The organism is Shewanella sp. 5_MG-2023, from assembly GCF_030547465.1.
Classification (GTDB): Bacteria; Pseudomonadota; Gammaproteobacteria; order Enterobacterales; family Shewanellaceae; genus Shewanella.
The window spans coordinates 1-26,050 of the sequence record NZ_JAUORC010000019.1 but is presented as its reverse complement, the minus strand read 5'-3'; the positions used below and the strand labels follow the sequence as shown (position 1 = coordinate 26,050).

Sequence of the window (26,050 nt, the reverse complement as noted above, 5' to 3'; positions counted from 1 at the left end):
ATCCCGTTGAGTTTTCATACTAATAATAAATATAAGATCGAAAGGAGTTTGATTTGAATCGTTTACAGAGTTTCACTCGTTCACGTAGCGCTTGGTTAATATTACTTATGTCAGCAATTGGCCTAGAGGCTGCTGCGCTATTTTTCCAATACGTGATGAATTTAGCCCCATGTGTCATGTGCATTTATGTCAGAGTGGCGGTTTTAGGATTAATTATTGCCGCTATGGTGGGGCTGATGGCACCAAAATTCTGGTTAACCAGAATAATAGCTATCGGAGCTTGGGGAGTCAGTGCTGCCTGGGGATTAAAGTTATCACTTGAACTTAATAAACTACAGGTCGACCCATCGCCTTTCTCCACCTGCTCATTTTTCCCTGAATTTCCAACATGGATGCCACTGGATAAATGGCTCCCAGCAGTGTTTTCCCCTACTGGCATGTGCAGTGACTCGCCTTGGACATTCTTATCAGTAAGCATGGCGCAATGGATGGTTGTCACTTTTATCGTTTATTTAGTCGTACTGGCAGTAATAATCATTCCTGCAGTAAAACCAGCTAAATAAAAAATGACTATTCAACGTCTTTTAATGGCCAAAGTACGATATAGTCTTCTAGCTCACGTACTTTGGTTTCATTAATGGTTTTACCCTTCACCGATATGCCAGCTTCATGCATGGCCTCTTTAGAACCTGTCAGTAAAGGATGCCAGCTGGGAAGCGTTTTGCCTTGGTATAAACGCTTATAAGCACAAGAATCTGGTAGCCATGTTAATTCAGCTACATTATCTGCAGTAATGGCCGTACAGGCTGGAACATATTTGAAGCGTTCAGGATAACGTCGACAACCGCCAGATTCATCATCTAACAAATGACAAGCTGCATTGGTGTAATACAACTCTTCTGTTTCATCATCGATTAATTTGTTTAAGCAGCATTTTCCACAACCATCGCACAGTGATTCCCACTGCACGATACTCATTTCTTCGAGTTTTTTTTCATTCCAAAAAGACATAGTTCAATAGTAATAAAATAACATTGCCGCTATTGTACCACTAATTGATTGGCGGATTTTTGATTCGTTCAGAAAGGTAAGTCACAGTTAATAAAAAATGTTCGCTGTTAGACCATTTTTGAAGCAGTTTGAAATTATTATACACCAGATATTGGCGACCTTTTTCACCGTCAGGCATTAACAAAGCAACTTGCATATCATCACGCTTGGGCAAATCATTACCGTTATAGCGACGTACACCAAGCGCTTGCCATTCATTAAACGTTTTAGCATTGTCTATACCGGTATCTTCCACGGCTAATGCTTCAATTGAGCTAACTTGACGCCCCCAGGTTTCATCATTACGCCAACCGGATGCCTGCAGCATTGATGCTGCAGTTGCAAAGGCATCGTACTGATTATTCCAAATATCTTTATTGCCATCGCCATTACCATCTTGCGAAAAAGCTAAGTACTGTGACGGCATTAATTGTAGGTGGCCCATAGCGCCAGTTGATGAACCGATTAATTGCTCGTATTGAACATCATTAGATTCAATGATGCGTAAAGCAGCAATAAATTCATCAATGTAAAATTGCTCACGATTGCCAGAATAAGCATTGGATGCGGTGACAGATAAAATCGGAAAATTACCTTGTTGCTCACCAAACTCTGAGGTTAATCCCCATAGCGCAACTAAAAAACGTGGCTGAACACCATAACGATCGCCAATAGCAACGATAGCGTCTTGTTGCTCTTTGAGCATAGCTCTTGCGGTAACGACGGTTATTTCAGGTACATTTTTAGGTATGTAACTTTCTAGATTCAAACTGGTTTCAGAGCCCTTTACTGTGGCTCTTTTAAACACTTTGATTTTTGAGAAATGTTCATCGATCGTGTTTGAGGAAATACCCGCAGCGATAGCTTTATCTTTAAGTGAGTCTAAATAATCATCAAAACTAATATCTTGCTGCGCAAAAACCAAATTCACAGCCAATAAATAAACTATTACAGATGAAATGATCTTCCAAATCATAAATTGTCCTAAATTAACTCAGCATTGCTATTCTTATTTTTATTAACTAAACGTTAACACGTTTTAGCAGGCACCGGAATAGTAAAATATATAATTATATCATAAACAAACTATAACTATTTTAAAAAATATCGCTAGTCATTTAAACCTAAACTTCTACGATGCTCTGCCAGTAAATTAACAACAGGGGGCGGTATTTGTAAATAGTAGCCTTTGTCAGCAAGCTCAGCTTTTACTTTTTCAATGTCGGCCATGGCAAGTTCAGTTCTTTTTAATAAAGGCACCATCATCACCAGTTTGGGGACGCCAAACATTTTCATTAAAGCCTCAGGAACGGCATCGAAATTGTCACGCTTCTCGACAAATAAATAGGTATCAACTTTTCGACTACTTTTATATACAGTACAAATCATCTTGGGGTTAAATTCCTCTGTTTCTTGCTTGATAGTAAACAACGCACACTATAACATGGACAATGATTAAATTAATTGTAATTCAGTTCTTAGACTGACATTTTTTGGAGAGTAAAGCCTGGATGGCCACACAAAGTCTCGAGTTAAAAGCTACCTCTTTCACGCTTTCAGTACTCCATATCAACACCCATGATTTCAACGCTATTGCAGCTGACTTAGAAAGTAAATTATCCCAAGCGCCACAGTTTTTTATTGGTGCACCGTTAATCTTAAATTTAAGTGCAATTGAGCAAGAAAACATTAATTTAGCCGCATTAAAACAACTTCTTACTGATAACCAACTCATTATAGTGGGTGTAACATCAGCAAATGAAAGCATTAGTAGCCAAGCCAAACTATTAGGCCTTGCAGTGGTTAAATCAGGCAAACAAGCTAAAAGTATGCCTGCGCCATTAAAAGAAACCAAAATAGTTAAGCAAAATATCCGTTCAGGACAACAAATTTACGCAAAAAATGCTGATTTAGTCATTTTTGGTGCGGTTGGCAATGGCGCAGAAGTCATTGCAGATGGTAGCATTCATATATACGGTGCATTACGTGGCAAAGCAATGGCCGGGGCGTCTGGCGATGTTAATAGTATTATTATTGCCAATGCATTAGACCCCGAACTCGTTTCTATTGCTGGGCAGTATTGGTTAGCTGAGCATTTGCAACAAAACTGCAGTGACCAACGCGGCTGCATTCGCTTAAATGGCGAAACACTCATGGTTGAATCATTGCCACAGTAAGTGGCAACTTAAAAGGATATATAACAACATGGCACAGATTATTGTTGTCACATCAGGAAAAGGCGGTGTTGGTAAAACAACCTCAAGCGCAGCAATAGCGACTGGCTTAGCCTTGAAAGGAAAGAAAACAGTCGTCATTGATTTTGATATCGGTTTACGAAACCTCGATTTAATTATGGGTTGTGAGCGACGAGTCGTTTACGACTTTGTCAATGTTATCAATGGTGAAGCCAATCTTAATCAAGCATTAATCAAAGATAAGCGTTGTGACAAACTGTTTATTTTACCCGCGTCACAAACACGTGATAAAGATGCCCTGACTAAAGAAGGCGTTGGCGGTGTATTAGAAGAGCTAAGCAAAGATTTCGATTATATTGTTTGTGACTCACCGGCAGGAATCGAGCAAGGCGCAATGATGGCATTGTATTTTGCTGATATTGCTATTGTTACCACCAACCCAGAAGTCAGTTCAGTACGAGATTCTGACCGTATTTTGGGAATGTTGCAAAGCCGTTCACGTCGAGCTGAACAAAATTTAGAACCTATTCAAGAGTTTCTATTACTAACACGTTATTCTCCTGCTAGAGTTAAAACAGGTGAAATGCTCAGTGTTGAAGATGTGAATGAGATTTTGGCAATTAAATTACTTGGGGTCATTCCTGAGTCACAAGCAGTGCTAAAAGCTTCAAACTCTGGTGTGCCAGTAATTATCGATGACGAAAGTGATGCAGGTCTTGCTTATGCTGATACTGTACAACGTTTACTTGGTGAAGAAGTACCATTTAGATTTCTGACAGAAGAGAAAAAAGGATTCCTAAAAAGGATATTTGGTAGCTAACTATGTCTATACTCGACTACTTTAAAAGTAACAAAAAAACCAACACAGCGGTCACAGCTAAAGAGCGTTTACAAATTATTGTTGCGCACCAACGTGGTGAACGTGACGCGCCAGATTATTTTCCGAAAATGAAACAAGAGATCCTTGAAGTCATTAGAAAATATGTACATATCTCTGAAGATCAGGTATCGGTTCAATTAGAACAAAATGATGAAAACCTATCTGTATTAGAACTAAATGTGACCTTACCTGAAGGTAAATAAGCCTGAGTTTGTACCTGAGCTTGTAAAAAATACTCTCTAGTCACAGAGCGTAAAGAAAAGCCAAGAGTTTACTCTTGGCTTTTTTGTAGCAGCAATTTTTACACTTGATGTGTCTATTTAGCTAAACTTGATTGCAACTAGGGCATCTTTTACTAGCTTGGCGCGCCAGCCTTTTAATAACAATGGTTTTTCTGCAGGTTGCTTATTGTACAACCACATTAAAAACTCATGAATTAAACGTTTAGAACCGATAAACTCAATAGCAACGTCATGTTGTTCAGCCACCTGAATAAGAATATTTTTCACTTCTTTAAATGAGGCTTTGTAACCATTTTTCAGAGCGATTACATCTACTGCTTCAGGCAGATTGTTTAAGTCAGCAGTTTGTAACACTTTAATCAGTTCTTTACCGTGAAAGCGTTTTTCATGCTCTGTTAGATCATTTAGCTGATTAAGCTCAATCACTGTCTTAGGTTGTTTTTTAGCTAATGCAATTAAGGCATGATCTTTAATGATAAACCCAAGGGCTGAGTCTTTTTTCAACGCTTTTTGTAAGCGCCAAGTAGCTAATACTTTTAAGTAAGCGAGCTGCTGTGGAAATAGTTGAAACGCATTTTTCACTTTTAAATAAGCAAGCTCTTCATCAGGCGGAGTTAAACGCCCTTCTGTCATGCGCTCACCTTCTTCAAGTAGCCAATCCATACGGTTAGATTGTTGTATTTTCGCTAACAATTGCGGGTAAAGCTTGTAAAGGTAAAACACATCATTTGCAGCGTATTGCAGTTGTGCATCAGTCAGTGGACGTTTCATCCAGTCGGTGCGTGATTCACCTTTATCTATTTCGATATCTAAAAAGGTATTAACCAGTTTCGCGTAACCTAAACCATGCCCTAGGCCTGTAAAGGTCGCTGCAATTTGACTATCAAATAAGGGACTTGGCTGACATTGACCATAGCGCGCGAACACTTCTAAGTCTTCACTGCATGAATGAACAAGTTTAGTGATCTTCGTATCTGACAATAACTGCCAAAATGCTGATAAATCAGCTAAGGCAACGGGATCAATCAACGCTAGCGTCTTACCATCATAGGCTTGAATAAGCCCTAACTTTGCGTAATAAGTTCGTGTTCTAACAAATTCGGTATCAAGCACAAGTAATTCACTTTGCTGATACTGTGCTACTAATTTCGCTAAACTTTCTGGGTCGCTGATATATTCAAACGATAACAAAATACGCTCCAATTTTATCTTTTTAACCAATATAAAGCTAATAAAAAGCCGGCTATTGCCGGCTTTACTTTACGCTGATTTAACTTCGTCTCGAAGTTCTCGTCGTAAAATCTTACCTACATTGGATTTGGGTAACTCATCTCTGAATTCTACCAGTTTTGGTACCTTATATCCTGTTAAATGTTGGCGACAATGCTTAATGAGATCGCGTTCAGTCACAGTGTTATCTTTTGCAACGACAAAAATCTTAACTAATTCCCCGCTTGCATCATTTGGAACACCAACAGCAGCAACTTCAACCACTTTTGGGTGCAATGCCACCACGTCTTCCACTTCGTTAGGGAAAACATTAAAGCCAGAAACTAAAATCATGTCTTTTTTACGGTCAACAATAAAAAAGAAGCCTTGCTCATCCATGTAACCAATATCACCCGTGGCTAACCAACCATCTTTATCAATCACTTTGGCAGTTTCTTCTGGGCGTTGCCAGTAGCCTTTCATTACCTGAGGGCCTTTAGCAAATAACTCACCTGTTTCACCTTGGGCTAATACCTTACCGTCATCATCTCGGACTTGAATGAAAGTCGAAGGAGCAGGAAAACCAATTGAGCCATTGTAACCTTCGAGGTTATAAGGACAACAGGTCACTAGTGGTGATGCCTCGGTTAAACCATAACCTTCTAACAGGCGCGTTTTGGTAATGGCCTGCCATTTATCAGCCACCGCTTTTTGTACCGCCATGCCACCGCCAATTGAGAACTTTAAGCGGCTAAAATCTAAATTTTTAAAATCTTCGTTATTCACTAAGGCATTAAATAAGGTATTAACCCCAGTTAAGGCTGTGAATGGATATTTCTTAAGTTCACCAATAAATGCTGGCAAATCTCTTGGGTTAGTAATAAGTAAGTTTTTACTGCCCTTGTGTAAAAACAATAGGCAATTAACAGTTAATGCAAATATGTGATAAAGCGGTAAAGCGGTAACCACAAACTCTGAGCCATTTTTTAAGGCTGGCGAATAGGCACCATTAGCTTGCAAGACATTACTGACCACATTGCCGTGAGTTAGCATTGCGCCTTTAGAAACACCTGTGGTACCACCGGTGTACTGTAAAAATGATAAGTCATCAGTGGTTATCTCAGGCTTGATATATTGTAAACGGCGACCTTTGGTAAGCGACTGTCTGAAAGATAATGCATGTGGCAAATCATATTTAGGCACCATCTTTTTGATATATTTAACAATAAAGTTAACTAGGGTGCGTTTAGGTGCACTAAGCTGATCACCAAGCCCGGTGATAATCACAGATTCTACCGGTGTTTCTGCAACGACTTCTTCAAGGGTGCGGGCAAAATTAGATACCACCACAATAGCCTTAGCGCCAGAGTCGACTAACTGATGTTTAAGTTCTCTTGGGGTATAAAGTGGATTGACGTTTACCACTACCATCCCTGCACGTAAAATACCAAACAGTGCAATAGGGTATTGCAACAGGTTTGGCATCATTAACGCGACTCTATCGCCTTTTTCAAGCTTGAGTTCGTTTTGTAAATAGGCAGCAAATGCACGACTTCTTTCTTCTAACTTACGATAGGTTAATGTCGCCCCCATGTTGATAAAAGCAGGCTGATCAGCATATTTAGACACTGCTGTTTCAAACATGTCTACCAAAGAGGTAAATTGTTCAGAGTCAATTTCTGCTGGTACATTTTCTGGTAAATTATTAATCCAAGGATGGTCCACAATTTTCTCCTATTTAATTAGCCCATTGCTATGAAGGAGCCCTTCAATATTGGCAAGGTCTAAAAATCACTGCTCTTTAAAACTAGCGTAAAATTTTATTATTGTTAGTCGCAGCAAAGTTGTTTGCGTTAATTTTTATTGTTTAGCCATAAAATCATACGGCCGTTTAAATTCGGACCATAATCACATAAATGAAATAAAAATCCTAGTGATTTCACCACAACAAGATACTAACTTAGAATAAAAGTTCTAATTTTATCGGACACAAGCTTTGCACTACCCATATGTAGGTGGTGATCACCTTCAATTTGTATATGGGATAGGCGACTAAACCATGATAATGCTTGAGGTAAAGCTAATTTTAACTGCTTAAAGCCCTGCTCGCCTAATATTAATAAACACTGGGTATCGCTCATGCTCATTAATGCGTCAACCTGTTCAAAGGTTAAACGATAAGGTGAGTCTAGCTTAAGGCGGGGATCACTTTTCCAACATAATTGCTGATGTTTAATTTCAACATTACGTTTAATGATTAACTCACACCATACTTTATCAAGGCCAGTTAACTGATGACGGGCATTAACCGCCCTGTCGAGGGTAAAGCTTTGCTTAACTATTGCTATGTTTGCCATCGATGATTTAGCGCCATTAAAACGATTATGCTGTTGAAAGCTATTAATCAACCGCTTTTGGGCATGGGTTGGCTTTTCATATAACGGTGCTAATGCTTCAATCAAAATGAGCTTATCGACTTTGTGTGCAAAGCAAGCATTATAAGCCGCAGCAATAATACCACCTAAAGAGTGTCCAATGATGTTGAGGGGGGATGAAGGGCTTATTTGATTGATTAATTCATCCAAGTCATAAATATAATCAAGCCAATGAAGTGGATAACTACCAGGTCTATGTTGTGAATTACCGTGACCTGGCCAATCAATAGCGAGTAGTTGAAATTGGCTTAATATACCCTGAGTATGTAACGCTTTAGCTAAAGGTTCAAAGCTATCAGCATTATCTAACCAGCCATGTAAAGCCAATAAAATAGGCTTATTTTTACAGCCATAGCGTTTGGCGCTTAAACGAATATGAGCCAATTGAAAATCGACTTCTTCAACTGGCAGCGATTGTTCAATTGACTCATTCATAAGCACGTAATTGACTCTTTTTATCTGAATGTCTAACTTAAGATTACTTAGCTTTTTTGATGAATTTTAGCGTCATCCGATCGCTTTCACCAATAGCAATGTATTTTTCTTTATCTACATCTTCTAACGCTAAACGCGGTGGTAAAGTCCAAACCCCTTTCTCATAATCTTTGGTGTCTTTAGGGTTAGCATTAATTTCAGAGGTTGCCGCTAGCGTGAAACCCACTTTTTCAGCTAGAGTAATCATTTCAGCTTGATCCATATAACCGCTTTCAAATGACATTCCAGGGTTTGATCTGTGCTCTACTACACCAAACACACCACCCTCTTTTAACACTTTATAAGATGCAGTGAAGGCATTTTCTAATTGCGCTTGCCCAGCCCAATTATGTAGGTTTCTGAAAGTCAGTACATAATCAACACTGTTATCATCCCCTAAAGCTAATGATGCTGGCGGCTGGAATGTAACTGTTGAAGCATTGCCTAATACCGCTTTGTTTTCAGCAAGCCAAGCTTCAAACTTTTTACCGGCTTTAGCGTAATACTGGGTTCTTTTAGTGTCTTCTTTTGGGTTGGTCTCAAAAATCGCACCAATATAATGGCCTTTATCAGCTAGGTATGGTGCTAAAATTTGCGCATACCAGCCACCGCCAGGCCATAATTCAATCACGGTATCATCAGGTTGAATACCTAAAAATGTTAAAGTTTCTGATGGGTTACGGTATTTATCCCGTGCGCTACTTTTCTCGGTTCTGAAATCACTGGCGACGGCTGCCGCCAGTTGCGGGTTAACCTTAACAGCCTGTGTATTTTCAGCCATGCCATGGTTATGAGCTATTGCTGTGTTAGTGACAGCAGACAAGCCTAAAACGCTAAGCCCAATAGCGGTAGATAATAATAACGTACGTTTCATTGTCTTCTCCCTGAAGAAATTGTCTCGAAAATATCAGCAACTGGTACGGCAAAGGTTGCTAAGTCGATCACTTTAGCCGATTGGCAGCTTTTTGTCGTCAACTCTTTTCCAACACATCCATAACATAAAACAACTGAATATCAGCCACATAATCACCCATATCCATGCAGGAATCCAAGTCAGTTGCGACAGTTTAGCTGCATCCCCTTGGCCTACGACTCGAAATAGTACCGTAGGGCTCGCCATGGCATTTAAGACAATCATCAATCCCATGACCCTTAATAGGCTATTAAGTAAAGCATTATGATCAAATTTAAGAGGTAATAAGAATACCACCGCAAGTGAAATTAATATGCCGATGGTGAGTAGATCCCGTGCCCACAGGATTAATGAACCAATAACGGTTATTCCTAAAATGCCTAAGGTAAAGCGGATCCCTGCACGCCAAGTGGCTAGCAAGAAAATCATATAGCCCCACAAGGCAGCACCGGGGTAGCCAGAAAAAGTAATCAATGGCGCAAAACCGCCTTGAGTAAAACAAAGGCCTGCACCATTGGGAAACAACTGGATTTTAGTGACTATGCCGCCAGATAAGATGGCTGCTATGCCATGAGATATTTCATGGAAATAACTTTCAAACCATTTGAATGGAATACTAATGAAAGGCAGTTTGGTAATTAAAAAGGCAAATAATAGTTCGAGAAAAAAGCGACCTTTTGAAGGGATAGCGGATAACTTGTTAGGTCGCGCATCATGCATATAAATCTATTCCTACCATTTGTTGAATATGTTCTCGTTGCGCAGAATGTTGGTTTATTAAATATTCTTGTATCGCACCAGCACTGGCCAATGTCTGACAATGGTCTTTGAATGGCTTATCTCTTGTCGCTGACGTCATGTCATTGTCGTATTGCAATTTAGCATCAAGCTTGGAATCAAATTCTGCGCTAGTTAGCGCCGGTAACTGTTTGCTGTCATCTTTAACGGCATCAAGCGTATCTGTTTGATTAGTTAGTTGAGTTTGATTTTGTAATGCAGAAAGCTTAACAACAGCGTTAGTTGAGATAGCTGAAACGTTTTTATGCCCATTAATATTGCTGGGATTATAGGAGGATAAAGGCTGAACTGAAGTATGTAAAAAAGCATTCATTGTTATCACTCCTATTATAAAAAGCCATTATGGCGCATTTGACAATGGCAACCCAATCGGCCTTATCTGTTACATCAGTGATAGCTGACAATAGCTCCCTATCACTGCTGTAAACTCATGGTGTTATTTATTCACGACCAGGTAATTTTTTCCAGGTGACTTTGTCACGTAAATACACAGGTGCAAGTTCATCCACTGAGGTCGCAAGTCCTTGCTCATGAGCTTTTATAGCTAACTTAATCATAGCTGATGCGTCGGGTAATGTTATCTGGGTCGCCTGTTTTTTCGCTACATCATTTAATAAATCTGGATAGGCTACAAAACCAGTGCCACAAATATGCATTGGCTTTTGCTTATCTAAAATAACGTCAACTGAATCAGGGCTAGAAACATGCTCAGCCCCCACTAGCGTTGCAATGCCGTCGACATTAATAAATTGTCCCCAATAAATTTCACTCATACGGGCATCAATGGCACAAAATATCTGTTCAGCTTGTTCGGTTTCGATGGCCATTTGCGCCATTGCAGCCAAGGTTGATACTCCAATCACGGGAATATCATGACCAAGCGCGAGGCCTTGAGTCATACTGGTACAAATACGAATACCGGTAAAGCTGCCAGGTCCACGACCATAGGCTATTAAATTTACATTTGAAATTTTAATGCCGGCTTCGGTTAGCACCTCATCAACCATAGGTAATATACGTTGGCTATGCTCTCTTGGTGCATCAAACACGCGATTATACTGTTTGTTGTCATGTAACAAAGCCGCTGAACAAGATTCAGTGCAAGTATCTAATGCGAGAATCGTTAAATCTGTATGAAGTTGAGTCATGTAAAAACGTGTTTACCTTACCATTAACTATGGAAAAAATGCTGGGCTAACTAATGCTGAGTATGGTGATTTAGCTAAATAACCTAAAGCCTGCAAGGCATTGTATCGGCACTGAGTCAGCTAAATCATCAACTGCAGTATAATAACTTATGGGATGCTTTTTAAAAAGCTTAACGCTTTATCTAAATCTCGGGTGCGATGCATTGGCGGTAACGAGTTAATAAAAGCTTCACCATAAGCTTTGTTTACGATGCGATTGTCGCACAATATTAACACCCCGCGATCTTTCTCATCTCGAATTAACCGTCCTACGCCCTGCTTTAAACTGATCACCGCTTGGGGCAAAGATATACTGGCAAAGGGATCTTTATTACTGCGTTCAGCATTAGCTGCACGGGCGCGGTACAAGGTATCATCAGGTGAAACAAACGGCAGCTTATCAATAATCACACAGCTAAGTAGCCGCCCTCTTACATCGACACCTTCCCAAAAACTGCTGGTGCCAAGTAATACCCCATTACCGAGTTGCCTGAACTTGTTTAACAGACTTTGTTTACTGGCTGAGCCTTGCACTAACAAGGGGTATTGCACTCGCCTTTGTAATGCGATAGCCACTTGCTGCAACATCTGGTGACTGGTAAATAAAATAAACGTTCGCCCTTGGGCCGCATTAATGGCTTGAATACAAACATCCACCAGCTGATTAACATTAGCTGCAGACTGGCCTGATTTCGCTAAATGGCGCGGCACGCAAAACATGGCTTGATTGGGGTAATCAAATGGGCTATCTAAAATCATTTGCTTGGCTTTCGATAAACCCATTTCATCGGCAAAATGCGTTAACTGGCGATTAACCTGCAAGGTCGCCGAGGTAAAGATCCACTGGGTTTGCTTATCAAATAATTGCTGACATTGTTTAGCAATATTAATCGGCGAGATCCGTAGCATAGTATGCTGCCCGCTGGGCTCAACACTATAAGCTGCATTACTGTCATTGCATTCAAAGTAACTATAAAGATTAGCCACCAGTGTCGATAACTTCACTACAATGTCATCTAAAGATTCACTTCGTCCGACGTGTTCGGTAATAACCTGTGTTAATAAATTGAATTCTTTCAACAATTCCCAAGATGAACTCGCAAGTGATTTATTGGAAATAACCTGTCGCCAGTCAGAAACATCAGCATCAATCAAATCATTTTGCCACGAAGCCAATTTGATTAAACAACGTTGACTTAATTGCTCAAGCTGAATGGTATCGCGCAGCTCGTTGCGATAGACCTCAATGATACGATGAAGTAATCTGTCTAGCTCTCTGGTTGGAATTTGTTGGCCGAAATAATTAATACAAACATCAGGCACCAAATGTGCCTCATCAAAAACGACCACATCAGCATCGGGCAATAACTCGGCAAAGCCAGTGTCTTTTAATAAACGATCGGCAAAAAACAAGTGATGATTCACCACCACAACTTTGGCATCTTGTGCTTTTATTTTGGCTTTACGATTGAAACAATCATCATAAAAACTGCAACGTTTACCGGTACAAGTTTCTTTGGTGCTGGTTACTGTGGCAATGGTGGCTGAGTTTTCAGCCACAGCGGTCAAGTTACCAATATCACCATCTTTGGTCACACTGGCCCATTGATTAATTTTAATCAGTTCATCAACCACTTTCGGTGGCATCTGGCTAATTTGTTGTAAGTTTTTGTCCAATTTTAATTGGCATAAGTAATTACTACGGCCTTTTAATAAGGCGGTTTTGGGCGCTACTGAAAACATCTTCAGTAATAAAGGTAAGTCTTTAAAAAATAACTGCTCTTGAAGGTTTTTACTGCCAGTGCTGATGATAATTTGTTTGCCACTTAATAACGCCGGGATCAGATAGGCGTATGTTTTACCCACCCCAGTACCAGCCTCAAGGATCACATTATGCTTTTGATCTATAGCATCGCTCACCGCCAGCGCCATATCGTATTGGCTTTGTCTTGGGCGATAGGAATGGATCCCTCTCGCTAATGCGCCAGTTGGCGAAAAAGCCAGTTGTACTTCTTTTTGTAATCGAGTGGTCACATTTGACTCTTTCAGCATTGATAGTAAGCAACTTATATGTGGCTTATTATCTATTTTAATCGCTTGGGTAACAATCTTTGCCTATCAATTTATCAATTTAAAGTTGCTATTCGAACAGTAATCTAGGCTCACTATTATACAGCCCTTTTTAAATATCGATAAAATCCTTAGCTTTACATAAACTAATGTTTATCATTAACTTGTATATACAAACTGGACAAATAAACGCCTAAAAACCATGTAATCATCAGCCTGATATAAGATATATTTTTTATTTCAAAAAAATACAAAATATGTGTTTATTCTGTATTGCAAACAAACTTAAAAGCGGTTAACGTGTTTGTACACAAATTACAGTCTGTCGCAAAATAGGTTGTAAAAAAATTACATACGTTAATTTAAAGAGAATTTATTATGTTCATCCGAATCAATACAAATCATCATCATCACCATATGCGGTAGCCTTCGGATGCTAACTGCCGAAGGACTATTTCCTTCAGGCGGTGGACAAAATACCCAAACCCCTGAAAGAAATTTCAGGGGTTTTTTAGTTTTAGGTTTTAAATATTTGTTTTTTATATCAATTTATTAGAGGCTTCATTATGAGCGAAAATAACAGACTACGTATCGCAATCCAAAAATCTGGCCGACTTTCAAAAGAGTCTCAAAAGCTATTAAAAAGCTGTGGCGTTAAATTCAATGTTAATGAGCAGCGCTTGATTGTGCACGCTGACAACATGCCAATCGATTTATTAAGGGTACGTGATGATGATATTCCGGGTCTAGTTATGGATGGTGTGGTTGATTTAGGGATTATTGGCGAGAATGTTCTAGAAGAAGAACAAATAGAGCGTCAATCACTGGGTAAACCATCAGATTGCGTTAAATTACGCGAACTTGATTTTGGTGCTTGTCGTTTATCACTGGCGGTGCCTAATGAATTTAGCTACCAAGATGCCACTTCTTTAGAAGGTTTACGTATTGCCACTTCTTATCCCAACCTGCTACGTCGTTATATGCAAGAAAAAGGCATTAATTACAGTGACTGTATGCTTAAAGGTTCAGTTGAAGTCGCACCACGTGCAGGCCTTTCTGACGGGATCTGTGACTTGGTTTCAACTGGTGCCACCCTTGAAGCCAACGGCTTATACGAAACTGACGTTATCTACCGTTCAATGGCTTGTATTATCCAATCAGCACAAGAGCAAGTGCCTGCTAAACAAGCACTTATCGATAAAATATTATCACGCATGAATGGTGTGGTTCGCGCTCGCGAAAGTAAATATATCCTGCTACACGCGCCAACTGAAACATTAGATCAAATTGTGGCTTTATTACCGGGCGCTGAAAACCCAACTGTGCTGCCATTAAACGATGATAGCAATCGAGTTGCTGTTCACGCTGTCAGCACTGAAGATTTATTCTGGGACACGATGGAAGAATTAACTGCCTTAGGGGCAAGTTCAATTCTAGTTATGCCAATTGAAAAAATGGCGGGGTAGCCTTTATGGCAAATGTGAAGCAGCAAATGCAAATTCTTCAATGGACCAAGCTTGATGCTAAGGCGCAGCAACAAGCCTTAGCTCGCTCGCCATTAATTGGTGATGATAGTGTTGAGCAAACCGTGCGCGACATAATTAATGCTGTGGTTAAAGACGGCGATCAAGCGTTAACGCTCTTTAATCAAAAGTTTGATGGCGTTGAAGTCGACACCTTAGGGTTAACTGAGCAGCAAGTTAATGCCGCCTGCGCCCGCGTATCTGATGAGGTGAAGCAAGCCATTGCCGTGGCCTCAGAAAATATTGAACGCTTTCATCAGGCACAAACCTTTAGCCCTATTGATGTTGAAACTCAGCCAGGGATCCGCTGCGAGCTTCGCTCTGAAGCTATTGAAAATGTGGGTTTGTATATTCCAGGCGGCAGTGCGCCGTTGATTTCCACTGTAATGATGCTAGCGCTGCCGGCAAAAATTGCTGGATGCCAACAACGGGTTTTAGTTAGCCCGCCACCAATTAATGATGCCATTGTTTACGCAGCAAAAGTATGCGGCATCACTGAGATTTATCAAGTTGGCGGCGCACAAGCAATTGCCGCCCTCGCCTTTGGCACTGAAAGTATTCCTCAAGTAGACAAAATCTTCGGCCCTGGTAATCGCTTTGTGACTGAAGCAAAACGTTTAGTATCCCAAGATGGTCGCTGCAGTGTATCTATTGATATGCCAGCAGGTCCATCAGAGGTATTAGTGATTGCTGACAAAGACGCTGAGCCTGCGTTTGTTGCGGCAGATTTATTATCACAAGCTGAACACGGCCCTGATTCACAAGTTATGTTAGTTACTGAGTCTATGGCGTTAGCTGAAAAAGTTAATATGGCGCTTGAGTCTCAATTAAAGACCTTATCGCGCAGTGATATAGCAGCTCAAGCACTGAGCTGTAGTCGCAGTATTATTGTGAATGATATTGAGCAAGCGGCTTTAGTGTCTAATTTATATGGGCCGGAGCATTTAATCATTCAAACCAACAACCCACGTGCAGTTCTAAAACAAGTTCGCGGCGCAGGTAGCGTGTTTCTGGGTGCTTATACCCCTGAATCTGTTGGTGATTATGCTAGCGGCACTAACCATGTACTGCCGACATACGGTTATAGCCGCTCTGTATCAAGCTTATCCCTTGCAGATTTTAGCCGCCGCTTTACCGTACAAGAACTGAGCGCCCAAGGATTACAAAGCTTGGGTGAGACAGTGATGGTATTGGCTGAAAATGAATTACTCGATGCCCATAAGCAAGCCGTTGCCATACGTTTAAACAGCCTGTGAAATAAAAGTGAAGTGAGATTAGGATGATGACTGATTCGATGAATACGCCAATAGCAGCCAGACTTGCACGACCAGAACTGCTTGAGTTAACGCCTTACGAAAGTGCAAGGCGTATTGGCGGTCAAGGTGATGTATGGATAAACGCTAACGAGTCGCCATTTAACAATAATGAACTTGATAAGCTCAACCGTTACCCTGAATGCCAGCCAGCAAGTTTGATTAATGCTTATGCTGAATACTCAAAAGTGAGCGCAGATAAAATTGTCACTTGCCGCGGGGCTGATGAAGCTATCGAATTATTAATAAGAGCATTTTGTGTTCCTGCGGTTGATCGTATTGCGTGCTTTGGCCCCACTTATGGCATGTATGCCATCAGTGCTAAAACATTCAATATTGGCATCACCAACTTATCGCTGACCAAAGATTATCAGTTACCTGATGCTTTTGACCAGCAAGTCGAGAATGCCAAACTGGTGTTTATTTGTAATCCGAATAACCCCACTGGCACCATCATGGATAAAGACACCATTGAAGCCGCTATTGCTGCTATGCCTAATGCCATTGTGGTGATTGACGAAGCCTACATTGAATTTTCAGCCCAATATTCTGTTGCAGACCTGCTCCCTAAGTACCCTAATTTAGTGGTGTTAAGAACATTATCAAAAGCCTTTGCACTGGCTGGCGCACGTTGTGGGTTCTTAATGGCAAATACCGACATCATTGATTTAATCATGCGAGTCATCGCGCCCTATCCGGTGCCTTTACCTGTTCAACAAGTGGCAGAAAAAGCCTTATCCGCAAATGGTATCTCCTTGATGCAACAACAGGTTGAAGCACTAAAAGTGCAAGGTAATAGATTATCCGCAACCTTAACTGAGTTTGGCGCCAAGGTATTACCTGCCAATGGCAATTTCATCTTAGCGGAATTTGAGGATGTAGAACGGGTCGCCGTCGCACTAAAACAAGCGGGCATTGTCGCAAGAGCCTACAAAGACAACAGACTTGCTTCGCGTATTCGTTTTAGTTTTAGCTCACCAGCCGATACCGATAGATTAATCACTATGTTCAGAACGCTAAAAACTCACTCTTAAACTAAATACAAAAAACGCTCAACCCCTATTAAAAATATAATCGCTGGATAAATAGCTACTCATAACGCATTAAATTAAGACGTTAACGTCCTACGAAACAGAATGATAAAAATTGAAGGAAGTAAGATGAAACAGAAAATACTCTTTATCGACCGAGACGGTACTTTAGTTGAAGAACCAGCAGTAGATAAACAGCTCGATCGTTTAGACAAATTGGTGTTTGAGCCACAGGTTATCCCTTCTCTGCTTAAGCTACAAAAAGCGGGCTATCGCTTAGTCATGGTGTCTAATCAAGATGGTTTAGGCACAGACTCATTTCCACAAGCTGATTTTGATGCACCACATAACATGATGATGGACATTTTTTCGAGCCAAGGGGTGATATTTGATGATGTGGTTATCTGTCCTCATTTTGATGCTGACAATTGCAGTTGTCGTAAACCCAAGCTTGGCTTAGTCAAAGATTACTTAACCCAAGGTAAAGTGGACTTTACGACCTCTGCTGTTATTGGCGATCGCCACACAGATATTGAACTGGCTAATGCCATGGGTATTGCCAGCTTTCAATATCAGCGCGATGGCTTAGATTGGTTAGCTATTACCGATGCACTGCTCAATAAAGGCCGCACATCAGAAGTGGTTAGAACCACCAAAGAAACTGACATTAGAGTCAATGTGAACCTAGATGACACCAGTAAAGGCGTTATCAACACCGGCATTGGCTTTTTTGACCACATGCTTGATCAAATACAAACCCACGGTAATTTCAAAATGGACGTCACTGTTGATGGCGATTTAGAAATTGATGATCACCACAGCGTAGAAGACACCGCCCTTGCCATTGGCGATGCACTGCGCCAAGCATTAGGTGATAAGCGTGGTATAGCCCGTTTTGGTTTCAGTCTGCCTATGGATGAAGCCAGTGGTGAGTGTTTAATGGATATATCAGGTCGTCCTTTTATCAAATTCAATGCTGATTTTGAGCGTGAAATGGTCGGTGAGATGGCCACAGAAATGGTACCGCATTTCTTCCGCTCATTTGCTGATGGCCTTCGATGCACCTTGCATATCAGCACCACGGGCGACAATGATCACCACAAAGTGGAAGCTTTATTTAAAGTGCTGGGCCGCACCCTTCGTCAAGCCGTGAAAGTTGAAGGTGATATTTTGCCATCAAGTAAAGGCGTCCTGTAAGGAGTGAGTATGAATACTGACACTACTGTGATTTTAGACACTGGCTGCGCCAATTTAAGCTCGGTGCGCTTTGCCTTTGAACGCTTAAATGCCGACGTTATCGTGTCACGTGATCATGAGGTTATCAAAGCTGCCACCAGAGTAGTACTGCCTGGCGTAGGAACAGCTGGCGCTGCTATGGATGCCCTCAATAATCGTGATTTAACTGAGGTTATTAAACAGCTCAAGCAACCGGTTATGGGTGTTTGTCTTGGCATGCAAATGATGGCTGACAAGTCTATCGAACACGGTGGCCGCTCAGAAGCAGGCCGCAGTGACAATGATATTACTTGCCTTGGTTTAATCCCAACACAAATTGATCATCTTGATAGTAAAGGACTACCACTACCTCATATGGGCTGGAACCAAATAAGCGTGTCAGATCATCCGCTATTTGAAGGGATAGAAGATGGCAGTTACGTGTACTTTGTCCATAGCTTTAAGGCACCGATAAATAAATACACCATCGCGACATCAGAATACGGTGAAAAGTTTAGCGCCGCCATTGGTAAAGATAATTTCTTTGGGGTCCAGTTTCACCCAGAAAAAAGCGCCAATGTCGGCGCCAAAATATTACAAAATTTCCTAAATATGGGGAAACCAGCATGATCATTCCAGCAATCGATTTAATTGATGGCCAAGTAGTGCGTTTGTACCAAGGTGACTATGCCCAGCAAACCACTTTTAATTTAAGCCCATTAGCACAATTACAGTCATACCAAGACCAAGGCGCAAAGCTATTACACATTGTTGATTTAACTGGTGCGAAAGACCCTGAAAAACGCCAAATAGCACTCATTGGTGAATTAGTAGCGGGCCTGAGCACCGACATACAAGTTGGCGGCGGTATTCGCAGCGAACAGCAAGTTAAAGAGCTGCTTGAGCTAGGAGTTAAACGAGTCGTTATTGGCTCTCTCGCAGTTAAAGAACCAGCATTAGTTAAAAGCTGGTTGCTAAAATATGGTAGCGAAGCCATTTGTTTAGCACTTGATGTCAATATTAACCAGCAAGGCGAGAAAATTGTTGCAGTCTCTGGTTGGCAAACTGGTGGCGGGAAATCACTTGAATCCTTAGTCAGTGAATTTAAAACCGTTGGCCTTAAACATGCTTTAGTCACTGATATTAGCCGTGATGGTACCCTTCAAGGTGCTAACAATGAGCTTTATCAAGAGCTAGCAACCACCTACCCTGACATCAACTGGCAAGCATCAGGTGGCATTGCCTCACTTGATGATGTTGCCGCCGTAAGAGACAGTAACGCCGATGGTATTATCATAGGTAAAGCACTACTTATTCAAAACTTTACCGTTGAGGAGGCAATAACATGTTGGCCAAACGCCTAGTACCTTGCCTTGATGTGCGCGATGGCCAAGTGGTCAAAGGAGTGCAATTTCGTAATCATGAAATTATCGGTGATATTGAGCCCCTTGCTGCGCGTTACGCCCAAGAAGGCGCCGATGAATTAGTCTTTTACGATATTACCGCCAGTGCCCATGAACGGGTCATAGATAAATCCTGGGTTAGCCGGGTTGCTGCGCAAATTGATATTCCGTTTTGCGTCGCTGGCGGCATTAAAACCATTGAGCAAGCTCGGCAAATGCTGGCCTATGGCGCAGATAAAATCTCCATCAACTCGCCAGCGCTTACAGATCCTAGCTTGATATCAAGGCTTCAAGATGAGTTTGGCCGTCAATGTATTGTGATTGGCATTGATTCATTTTATGACGCCGACTCAAACAGCTATAAAGTAAAGCAATTTACTGGTGATGAAGCCGCCACTAAAGACACCCAATGGTACACCCAAGATTGGGTTGAAGAAGTCCAAAAACGCGGCTGTGGTGAAATTGTTTTAAATGTAATGAACCAAGATGGTGTGCGCGGTGGTTACGACATTACACAACTGAGCATCGTCAGAGCCATATGTGATGTACCATTAATAGCATCCGGCGGTGCTGGCACCATGGCACATTTCAAAGAGGTGTTTGAACAAGCGAATGTCGATGCCGCCCTTGCAGCGAGTGTGTTTCATAAAGGCATTATTGATATCAATGAATTAAAACAATACCTAGCCCAGCACAAGATCGCGATCAGGCTATAACTTACAAAACAACAGAGAACACTATGACAACACAAATTACCTTTGATGGCAGTAAGTTAGATTGGGAAAAACAACAAAACTTAATTCCTGCTGTAGTGCAAAACCACCTTACCGGTAAAGTCTTGATGCTAGGTTATATGGACCCAGCAGCACTGGCTAAAACCCTTGAAACAGGCAAAGTCACCTTTTTTAGTCGCTCAAAACAGCGCTTGTGGACAAAAGGTGAAACCTCAGGCAATACCCTAGATTTAGTCGCCATCGATCAAGATTGCGATAATGACAGCTTGCTTGTGCAAGTCATCCCTAATGGCCCAACTTGTCATACCGGCACAGAAAGCTGCTGGGAAGATGGTAATGCCCATAGCTTTATCGATAACTTAACCAATGTGATTATTTCTCGCAAAGGCCAAAGCGCCGAATCAAGTTATACCGCATCTTTATTTGAGCGTGGCACCAAACGAATTGCCCAAAAAGTCGGTGAAGAAGGTTTAGAAACAGCACTAGCGGCAGCCACTAATGATAAAGAAGAATTGATCAATGAAGCTTCAGATCTAATGTATCACTTAATCGTGTTACTTGAAGATCAAAAGCTATCAATGGCACAGGTAAACCAAAACCTAATGCAGCGTCATCTAAATAGTAAGTAGTAGATAAGCCACTTTCTATAGCGTGAATTATTTACTGCAGATTAGGCAACAAAAAAGGCACTATTAAGTGCCTTTGTTATTTTTATTGAAAACAGCTAATTACGGCGTTTTCAAATATAGCTGCTAGGCTTGATCAGCCCAAAGTTTTTCATCACCATGCATCTTATAAAGACTTTCAGCACGAGACACTAATAAGTTAGCAAACTTCAATTGAGTTTCATCTCGGGTCACCCCTGACTTATGTAGGTTTTCTGCTTTAAGTTGCCACATCATTGAAAAATGACGAATCGCATCGCGGGCAGTTGCAGCAACTTTAACATCAACATAATCAGACGGTAAATCACCAGACATCACCCAAAATGTTTGCTTAGTTGGCTGCTTGGACTCCATTTTCCAAATCGCTAAATAAGGCACTAAATAACGGCTTTCATCAGCAATGACTTTTGATGGTATTACACCTTTTTCAGCGAGAAATCGGTTCGCTTTTTGAAATTGTGTTTTTACCCATTCCTGTCTTAATTGCTCAGGATCTTGTTGCGCAGTTGTCGGCTCAGCCACTGATTCACTCATACTACCTTCCTATTTTATTGTTATTTGTTGTCATCATTAATTCAACAATTGCACTCATTTTTAGCTCAAAATGTTACGAAACGATTAAAAAGTTTACGTTTACGTAAAGTGGCAAGCAAAATTGCCACGTAGATCACAAAATTAAATGAATCTAACTTTGTTGAGAGTATCGCTAAATGCTATCGTTCTGCAATAAATATCATAAGCCGTCGTTAATCAGCAGTGGTTGACGACTAATAAATCGCACAGCGGAGATCACAAGTGGCTCTATTTAATCATGTCTCGTTTGATGAACACGAACAGGTCGTGTTTTGTAACGACAAAGAAAGTGGCTTAAAAGCAATTATTGCCATTCACAATACTAACCTTGGGCCAGCAGTTGGCGGGTGTCGTATGTGGAACTACGATTCAGATGATGAAGCACTGACTGACGTATTACGTCTTTCACGTGGTATGACTTATAAAAATGCACTTGCTGGATTAACCATGGGTGGCGGTAAGTCAGTGATCCTTGCCGATCCTAAAACTACAGATCGTGAAGCGTTATTCCGCGCTTTTGGCCGCTGTATTCATACACTTGGCGGTAAATATTTTTCAGCGGAAGATGTTGGCGTAACCACAGCCGATATCATGATTGCTCATGAAGAAACCCCATACATGGCAGGCCTTGAAGGTAAAAGTGGTGATCCTTCACCTTATACTGCTTTAGGTACCTACCTTGGCATTAAAGCAGCGGTAAAACACCAACGTGGTCTTGATAGCTTAAAAGGCCTTAAAATTTCAGTTCAAGGTGTGGGTCATGTGGGATATTACTTATGTAAACACCTGCATGAAGAAGGCGCTGAATTAATCGTAACTGATATTCATCAAGCATCACTTGATAAAGTGGCGACTGAATTTGGCGCGACAGTGGTTGCTCCACAAGACATTTATACTCAAGATGTTGATGTGTATGCGCCATGTGCTTTAGGTGCCACTATCAATGACACGACTATCCCGTTATTAAAAGCAACGATTGTTGCTGGTTGTGCCAATAACCAATTAGCAGAAGTACGCCATGGTGAAACATTAAAAGACATGGGTATTTTATACGCCCCTGACTATGTCATTAATGCTGGCGGTATCATTAATGTTTCGTTTGAAAGTGACTATGATGCAGCTAAATCAACTCAAAAAGTTGAAGAAATCTACAACACGCTACTAAAAATATTTAGCCAAGCTGATGCAGAAAACCGCACCACAGGCGATGTTGCTGATGATATGGCACGTGCCATTATCAATGGCGCAAAGTAACTGTTAGCGCAGTTGATTTAATAGCAGCCGATTAAGTAAAAATACTTAAACGCACATTAATTGCTAAAGAGCACCTATTTAAGGTGCTCTTTTTGTTTCCGACTTCTGACAGGTCAATAAATTAACTTTATACCCATCTTGAATCAATTTTAAATTTATCTTTCAATTCCTGTTTAAACTCAGCTGTTAACTCAGCGATAACTCAGAAATAAGCTTTGAAAGCTTTGAACTGTACACCTCAAAGTAGCTGAATTTAACCTCATAAACTGTATCTTAATTTGATATTTGTTGTCGCTGCAATTGTCTGATATAACTTAATAAAGGAATGGGAGGAAGCGATGAAAACAATTGAACATGTAATGAGTCCTCGAGTTGTCACTGTTGAAATGGATGACAGAATAACTATCGCTAAAAACATTTTTGATAATATGCCATTTCATCATTTAGTGGTGAAGGATGAGCATAATCAAGTTGCAGGTGTTTTATCACGAAAAGATTTATTTAACGCCATAAGTCCCAATTTAGGCACAGCTGCCGAGTTAACCCGCGACATTGATACACTGCAAAAACGAGTTCATCAGGTAATGTCACACCATCCGATCACCATAGGGCCAGAGATAACAATTGAACAAGCCTCACATATATTACTAACTGAAGGTATAACTTGTTTACCAGTACTTAAAAACCAACAGCTTATTGGAATCGTAAGCTGGCGAGATCTGCTATCTCATTATTGTCATTTAGGCTGCAGCGCCGCTTAAAAAGGCATCTAGTGATTGCAGGTATATCACTCTCCACTTATTCGCCCCTTGAGCTTAAAATCATTGCCAATCTCAAGTGTGGCCCCCTGTATTACGCCGAATATACAAGTATTGTCAGCTTTTGAAATAAAAAATATTTTCCTTATCTCAACAAGTACATAGTCTAAGATTCAAAAATAGTTCATCTGATAAACTGGAAAACGTCATATTTGTCTGCTTATCTTAAGGTAGCTTTAGCAGCCAAGGAGTAGGTCATGACAAGTTTTACATATCAGCTGAATCAAGAGAAAATTGAGTTGCATGCCAGTGACTGGAGTGGTGTTGAGCGAGTATTAGTTAACGACAAAGTGGTTTCAAGCAAAATTAACTTTGGTCAGCGTAGTACTCACCAAATTAAGCTACAAAATGGCAAACCTTGCATGTTGCAGTTGCTTATTGATCCCCAAACTGAACAGCTTACCTGTCGGGTGTACAAGCAAAACGAATTGATTGCCAATTTGAAAGAAGGTAAAACCAAGCTGTTAAGCAGTAAAATTATTTTTGAAGCCAGTGTATTACTCGCCTGTTTAGCAAGCTTAGGGCTTTACTGGATGAGTTAGAGGCTTATTGGCTAGTGTGCCTTTGACTTGTTAAATTAACAAGGCTGCTAAAATCTATCTCTCCACACAATAAAAGCCACTTTAAGTGGCTTTTTGGTTATTTATTCATTCATTGAATACAACATAGGAATAAAGGCCGTAAATGCCCTATTAGCATAATGACAAGCTGTCATTATTGATACAAACCAGCTGCGTGTTTTCATAATTACCGCTACCTGCAGTTACTGTGGTAATGGTTATTTTGCGAAGCGGTTCAGACTCAATAGCCACCGACAATATGGTGCCATCTCGGGCAATAATCAGCCCATCAATAAAATCTCCCACATTTAAGTCAGCATATAATTTAATGCTCATAGTACCAATTGATCGTGGTTCAAGCCGCCCTTCTGCAATCACGACCGTTTGATTATTATCCAGTGGATACGCTTTAATAAAGGTGCCGCTAGTTGAGGTGGATATCTGATAACCATCCTTAGCATAGGAAGGACTAGCAAGGAACAAAAGCACAGCGCTTATTAACATCATTAATTTTAACTTCATCATGTCACCTATATATCAGTCAGTAAACTTAACTATAGCAGTTGTTTAGACTTCTTAGAGCAAGATCTCTTTCAAGCTAGATAGTAACTTTCTAACTTACTTTTGATGGCAGATATTAGCTTGCTAAAGCGTTTATGCCCCATAGCCATTTTGAATAAATCAACGTCGCGGTACTGAGTTCACAGCAGATTTATAACGCTGGATTTCACTTAATTTCCAAACTCCGTTTGGATTAACGTCGTGGCGCTTCGCCCCTTCTTTTGCAAAGAGCAGAGTCAAGGGGGAAAGCGCACACATTTTACAAAAGAAGCCCTTAACAATCCCTCAGCACCCCAACGAAAAATGCTGAAAAACGCATGATTTTCGACGGGGATTGATCCAGCTTCTGACTTCGTTTGTAGACTGCTTCGGTCTTATTCAAAAATGCTAGCGCTTCCGATGGTGCATCCATGCACCGCGAAAGCTAGCTTGGCATCCATGTCAAGCTCACGGCTTTTCTCGATGACCTCAATTCATATTGAGTCTTTTAGCTGATTAGATTCTTGGTATTTTTAGCTTTTTAATTGCAACAAATAAAGTCAAATCGAAGAGAGAATAATTCCAGTGTAGATGCAGCAGCGAGCTTCTGACTGCCAAGGATGGAGGGAATGTCATTATTTGTAGGGAACAAATATGACCAAAACATGGCGAAGTTTCACAGTGTGAAACGCTCTAAGCGAGAGGCATGGATGCCGAACTGGCCGTTTAACATGGATGTTATTTGTTTTCGCAGAGCCCACAGGGATGTGTTCACGGCGTGTCTTGGATGCATCTGCACATAAGCCTGCGGCAGGCAATGGATTAGACTGGAGTAATGGCCTGCTGTAACTGAGCCAATTTAAATGAAGTATAAAGTTAGTGATCGTAACACATTTATGCCCCGATATGTGTTTGAAATGGATATCTCTCGAGGTTTAGTCATTTGTATTTACCCTCAATAATCTAAT

Annotated in this window: 28 protein-coding genes; 15 read left to right on the top strand and 13 right to left on the bottom strand. The window is 40.8% G+C overall.

Annotation, left to right across the window (positions count from 1 at the left end; translation table 11 throughout):
• Positions 1-53 precede the first annotated feature (53 nt).
• Positions 54-563, top strand: coding sequence for a disulfide bond formation protein DsbB (dsbB, locus tag Q4557_RS12555; RefSeq protein WP_303413086.1), 510 nt, complete (start codon positions 54-56; stop codon positions 561-563).
• Between the two features lie 7 nt (positions 564-570).
• On the opposite strand, the gene Q4557_RS12550 is transcribed toward dsbB, so the two are convergent.
• From Q4557_RS12550 to Q4557_RS12540, 3 genes are all read right to left on the bottom strand, one after another.
• On the bottom strand, positions 571-1,011 hold the full coding sequence (locus Q4557_RS12550) for a YcgN family cysteine cluster protein (RefSeq protein ID WP_102476623.1): 441 nt from the start codon (positions 1,009-1,011) through the stop codon (positions 571-573).
• Positions 1,012-1,051: 40 nt separating this feature from the next.
• On the bottom strand, positions 1,052-2,026 hold the full coding sequence (locus tag Q4557_RS12545) for a lytic transglycosylase domain-containing protein (RefSeq protein ID WP_102437295.1): 975 nt from the start codon (positions 2,024-2,026) through the stop codon (positions 1,052-1,054).
• 134 nt (positions 2,027-2,160) lie between these two features.
• Positions 2,161-2,439 carry a YcgL domain-containing protein gene (locus Q4557_RS12540; protein ID WP_102437293.1) on the bottom strand — a complete coding sequence of 93 codons (279 nt, stop codon included), beginning with the start codon at positions 2,437-2,439 and terminating at the stop codon, positions 2,161-2,163.
• Between the two features lie 122 nt (positions 2,440-2,561).
• On the opposite strand from Q4557_RS12540, the gene minC reads away from it, so the two are divergent.
• Genes minC through minE form a run of 3 tightly spaced genes read left to right on the top strand, consistent with a single transcriptional unit; the run spans position 2,562 to position 4,328 of the window.
• A complete protein-coding gene (gene minC, locus Q4557_RS12535; RefSeq protein ID WP_076537727.1) occupies positions 2,562-3,227 on the top strand; it encodes a septum site-determining protein MinC in 666 nt (221 codons plus the stop codon).
• Between the two features lie 28 nt (positions 3,228-3,255).
• On the top strand, positions 3,256-4,065 hold the full coding sequence (minD, locus tag Q4557_RS12530) for a septum site-determining protein MinD (RefSeq protein ID WP_076537724.1): 810 nt from the start codon (positions 3,256-3,258) through the stop codon (positions 4,063-4,065).
• A 2-nt stretch (positions 4,066-4,067) separates the two neighbouring features.
• Positions 4,068-4,328 carry a cell division topological specificity factor MinE gene (minE, locus tag Q4557_RS12525; protein WP_076537720.1) on the top strand — a complete coding sequence of 87 codons (261 nt, stop codon included), beginning with the start codon at positions 4,068-4,070 and terminating at the stop codon, positions 4,326-4,328.
• 117 nt (positions 4,329-4,445) lie between these two features.
• On the opposite strand, the gene rnd is transcribed toward minE, so the two are convergent.
• The 8 genes from rnd to Q4557_RS12485 all read right to left on the bottom strand — a co-directional run bounded on the left by rnd (position 4,446) and on the right by Q4557_RS12485 (position 13,435).
• Positions 4,446-5,558: a ribonuclease D gene (gene rnd / locus Q4557_RS12520; RefSeq protein ID WP_102476621.1), complete on the bottom strand. Its 1,113-nt coding sequence runs from the start codon at positions 5,556-5,558 to the stop codon at positions 4,446-4,448.
• Between the two features lie 69 nt (positions 5,559-5,627).
• Positions 5,628-7,301: a long-chain-fatty-acid--CoA ligase FadD gene (gene fadD, locus Q4557_RS12515; RefSeq protein WP_102437289.1), complete on the bottom strand. Its 1,674-nt coding sequence runs from the start codon at positions 7,299-7,301 to the stop codon at positions 5,628-5,630.
• A 230-nt stretch (positions 7,302-7,531) separates the two neighbouring features.
• Positions 7,532-8,446, bottom strand: coding sequence for an alpha/beta hydrolase (locus Q4557_RS12510; protein WP_102437287.1), 915 nt, complete (start codon positions 8,444-8,446; stop codon positions 7,532-7,534).
• Between the two features lie 43 nt (positions 8,447-8,489).
• Entirely contained in the window at positions 8,490-9,266 is a 777-nt protein-coding gene (locus Q4557_RS12505; RefSeq protein WP_303413180.1) for a class I SAM-dependent methyltransferase, read from the bottom strand.
• Positions 9,267-9,431: 165 nt separating this feature from the next.
• Positions 9,432-10,118: a M50 family metallopeptidase gene (locus Q4557_RS12500; protein WP_102476618.1), complete on the bottom strand. Its 687-nt coding sequence runs from the start codon at positions 10,116-10,118 to the stop codon at positions 9,432-9,434.
• Complete coding sequence (locus tag Q4557_RS12495; protein ID WP_303413079.1) at positions 10,111-10,509, bottom strand: hypothetical protein; 399 nt, start codon at positions 10,507-10,509, stop codon at positions 10,111-10,113. The genes Q4557_RS12500 and Q4557_RS12495 overlap by 8 nt, the downstream gene beginning before the upstream one ends.
• A gap of 127 nt (positions 10,510-10,636) precedes the next feature.
• The gene (gene tsaB, locus Q4557_RS12490) at positions 10,637-11,344 is read right to left on the bottom strand and encodes a tRNA (adenosine(37)-N6)-threonylcarbamoyltransferase complex dimerization subunit type 1 TsaB (protein ID WP_102437279.1); all 708 of its coding nucleotides are present in this window, start codon (positions 11,342-11,344) and stop codon (positions 10,637-10,639) included.
• 147 nt (positions 11,345-11,491) lie between these two features.
• Complete coding sequence (locus tag Q4557_RS12485; protein WP_303413076.1) at positions 11,492-13,435, bottom strand: ATP-dependent DNA helicase; 1,944 nt, start codon at positions 13,433-13,435, stop codon at positions 11,492-11,494.
• Positions 13,436-14,019: 584 nt separating this feature from the next.
• Here Q4557_RS12485 and hisG point away from each other — a divergent pair.
• The 8 genes from hisG to hisIE all read left to right on the top strand — a co-directional run bounded on the left by hisG (position 14,020) and on the right by hisIE (position 21,301).
• Entirely contained in the window at positions 14,020-14,919 is a 900-nt protein-coding gene (gene hisG, locus Q4557_RS12480) for an ATP phosphoribosyltransferase (protein ID WP_102437275.1), read from the top strand.
• A gap of 26 nt (positions 14,920-14,945) precedes the next feature.
• Positions 14,946-16,232, top strand: a complete 1,287-nt coding sequence (gene hisD / locus Q4557_RS12475; protein ID WP_303413178.1) for a histidinol dehydrogenase — start codon at positions 14,946-14,948, stop codon at positions 16,230-16,232.
• Between the two features lie 23 nt (positions 16,233-16,255).
• Complete coding sequence (hisC, locus tag Q4557_RS12470; protein WP_303413073.1) at positions 16,256-17,323, top strand: histidinol-phosphate transaminase; 1,068 nt, start codon at positions 16,256-16,258, stop codon at positions 17,321-17,323.
• 126 nt (positions 17,324-17,449) lie between these two features.
• Positions 17,450-18,517: a bifunctional histidinol-phosphatase/imidazoleglycerol-phosphate dehydratase HisB gene (gene hisB, locus Q4557_RS12465; protein ID WP_102437271.1), complete on the top strand. Its 1,068-nt coding sequence runs from the start codon at positions 17,450-17,452 to the stop codon at positions 18,515-18,517.
• Between the two features lie 9 nt (positions 18,518-18,526).
• Positions 18,527-19,165, top strand: a complete 639-nt coding sequence (gene hisH, locus Q4557_RS12460) for an imidazole glycerol phosphate synthase subunit HisH (protein WP_102437269.1) — start codon at positions 18,527-18,529, stop codon at positions 19,163-19,165.
• On the top strand, positions 19,162-19,899 hold the full coding sequence (gene hisA, locus Q4557_RS12455) for a 1-(5-phosphoribosyl)-5-[(5-phosphoribosylamino)methylideneamino]imidazole-4-carboxamide isomerase (RefSeq protein WP_102437267.1): 738 nt from the start codon (positions 19,162-19,164) through the stop codon (positions 19,897-19,899). Before hisH ends, hisA begins: the two co-directional genes overlap by 4 nt.
• Positions 19,881-20,654, top strand: a complete 774-nt coding sequence (hisF, locus tag Q4557_RS12450; protein WP_102437265.1) for an imidazole glycerol phosphate synthase subunit HisF — start codon at positions 19,881-19,883, stop codon at positions 20,652-20,654. The genes hisA and hisF overlap by 19 nt, the downstream gene beginning before the upstream one ends.
• Positions 20,655-20,677: 23 nt before the next feature.
• Positions 20,678-21,301 (top strand): bifunctional phosphoribosyl-AMP cyclohydrolase/phosphoribosyl-ATP diphosphatase HisIE, encoded by a 624-nt coding sequence (gene hisIE, locus Q4557_RS12445; protein WP_102437263.1) that lies wholly within the window; start codon positions 20,678-20,680, stop codon positions 21,299-21,301.
• 123 nt (positions 21,302-21,424) lie between these two features.
• On the opposite strand, the gene Q4557_RS12440 is transcribed toward hisIE, so the two are convergent.
• Positions 21,425-21,871, bottom strand: coding sequence for a DUF4826 family protein (locus Q4557_RS12440; RefSeq protein WP_102437261.1), 447 nt, complete (start codon positions 21,869-21,871; stop codon positions 21,425-21,427).
• Positions 21,872-22,132: 261 nt separating this feature from the next.
• Between Q4557_RS12440 and Q4557_RS12435 the strand changes: the two genes are divergently transcribed.
• The 3 genes from Q4557_RS12435 (at position 22,133) to Q4557_RS12425 (ending at position 24,524) form a co-directional block, all read left to right on the top strand.
• Positions 22,133-23,164: a Glu/Leu/Phe/Val dehydrogenase gene (locus tag Q4557_RS12435; RefSeq protein ID WP_076537679.1), complete on the top strand. Its 1,032-nt coding sequence runs from the start codon at positions 22,133-22,135 to the stop codon at positions 23,162-23,164.
• A 338-nt stretch (positions 23,165-23,502) separates the two neighbouring features.
• Entirely contained in the window at positions 23,503-23,925 is a 423-nt protein-coding gene (locus Q4557_RS12430) for a CBS domain-containing protein (RefSeq protein ID WP_102437259.1), read from the top strand.
• A gap of 254 nt (positions 23,926-24,179) precedes the next feature.
• Positions 24,180-24,524 carry a hypothetical protein gene (locus Q4557_RS12425; protein ID WP_102437257.1) on the top strand — a complete coding sequence of 115 codons (345 nt, stop codon included), beginning with the start codon at positions 24,180-24,182 and terminating at the stop codon, positions 24,522-24,524.
• A gap of 150 nt (positions 24,525-24,674) precedes the next feature.
• On the opposite strand, the gene Q4557_RS12420 is transcribed toward Q4557_RS12425, so the two are convergent.
• Entirely contained in the window at positions 24,675-25,067 is a 393-nt protein-coding gene (locus tag Q4557_RS12420; RefSeq protein WP_102437255.1) for a PliI family lysozyme inhibitor of I-type lysozyme, read from the bottom strand.
• Positions 25,068-26,050: the final 983 nt, after the last annotated feature.

Bases quoted from the DNA above. Each gene is read 5' to 3' on its own strand.
- Q4557_RS12550 (WP_102476623.1), bottom strand. From the start codon at position 1,011: ATGTCTTTTTGGAATGAAAAAAAACTCGAAGAAATGAGTATCGTGCAG.
- Q4557_RS12545 (WP_102437295.1), bottom strand. From the start codon at position 2,026: ATGATTTGGAAGATCATTTCATCTGTAATAGTTTATTTATTGGCTGTG.
- Q4557_RS12540 (WP_102437293.1), bottom strand. From the start codon at position 2,439: ATGATTTGTACTGTATATAAAAGTAGTCGAAAAGTTGATACCTATTTA.
- minC (WP_076537727.1), top strand. From the start codon at position 2,562: ATGGCCACACAAAGTCTCGAGTTAAAAGCTACCTCTTTCACGCTTTCA.
- minD (WP_076537724.1), top strand. From the start codon at position 3,256: ATGGCACAGATTATTGTTGTCACATCAGGAAAAGGCGGTGTTGGTAAA.
- minE (WP_076537720.1), top strand. From the start codon at position 4,068: ATGTCTATACTCGACTACTTTAAAAGTAACAAAAAAACCAACACAGCG.
- Q4557_RS12510 (WP_102437287.1), bottom strand. From the start codon at position 8,446: ATGAATGAGTCAATTGAACAATCGCTGCCAGTTGAAGAAGTCGATTTT.
- Q4557_RS12505 (WP_303413180.1), bottom strand. From the start codon at position 9,266: ATGGCTGAAAATACACAGGCTGTTAAGGTTAACCCGCAACTGGCGGCA.
- Q4557_RS12500 (WP_102476618.1), bottom strand. From the start codon at position 10,118: ATGCATGATGCGCGACCTAACAAGTTATCCGCTATCCCTTCAAAAGGT.
- Q4557_RS12495 (WP_303413079.1), bottom strand. From the start codon at position 10,509: ATGAATGCTTTTTTACATACTTCAGTTCAGCCTTTATCCTCCTATAAT.
- tsaB (WP_102437279.1), bottom strand. From the start codon at position 11,344: ATGACTCAACTTCATACAGATTTAACGATTCTCGCATTAGATACTTGC.
- Q4557_RS12485 (WP_303413076.1), bottom strand. From the start codon at position 13,435: ATGCTGAAAGAGTCAAATGTGACCACTCGATTACAAAAAGAAGTACAA.
- hisG (WP_102437275.1), top strand. From the start codon at position 14,020: ATGAGCGAAAATAACAGACTACGTATCGCAATCCAAAAATCTGGCCGA.
- hisD (WP_303413178.1), top strand. From the start codon at position 14,946: ATGCAAATTCTTCAATGGACCAAGCTTGATGCTAAGGCGCAGCAACAA.
- hisC (WP_303413073.1), top strand. From the start codon at position 16,256: ATGATGACTGATTCGATGAATACGCCAATAGCAGCCAGACTTGCACGA.
- hisB (WP_102437271.1), top strand. From the start codon at position 17,450: ATGAAACAGAAAATACTCTTTATCGACCGAGACGGTACTTTAGTTGAA.
- hisH (WP_102437269.1), top strand. From the start codon at position 18,527: ATGAATACTGACACTACTGTGATTTTAGACACTGGCTGCGCCAATTTA.
- hisA (WP_102437267.1), top strand. From the start codon at position 19,162: ATGATCATTCCAGCAATCGATTTAATTGATGGCCAAGTAGTGCGTTTG.
- hisF (WP_102437265.1), top strand. From the start codon at position 19,881: ATGTTGGCCAAACGCCTAGTACCTTGCCTTGATGTGCGCGATGGCCAA.
- hisIE (WP_102437263.1), top strand. From the start codon at position 20,678: ATGACAACACAAATTACCTTTGATGGCAGTAAGTTAGATTGGGAAAAA.
- Q4557_RS12440 (WP_102437261.1), bottom strand. From the start codon at position 21,871: ATGAGTGAATCAGTGGCTGAGCCGACAACTGCGCAACAAGATCCTGAG.
- Q4557_RS12430 (WP_102437259.1), top strand. From the start codon at position 23,503: ATGAAAACAATTGAACATGTAATGAGTCCTCGAGTTGTCACTGTTGAA.
- Q4557_RS12425 (WP_102437257.1), top strand. From the start codon at position 24,180: ATGACAAGTTTTACATATCAGCTGAATCAAGAGAAAATTGAGTTGCAT.
- Q4557_RS12420 (WP_102437255.1), bottom strand. From the start codon at position 25,067: ATGATGAAGTTAAAATTAATGATGTTAATAAGCGCTGTGCTTTTGTTC.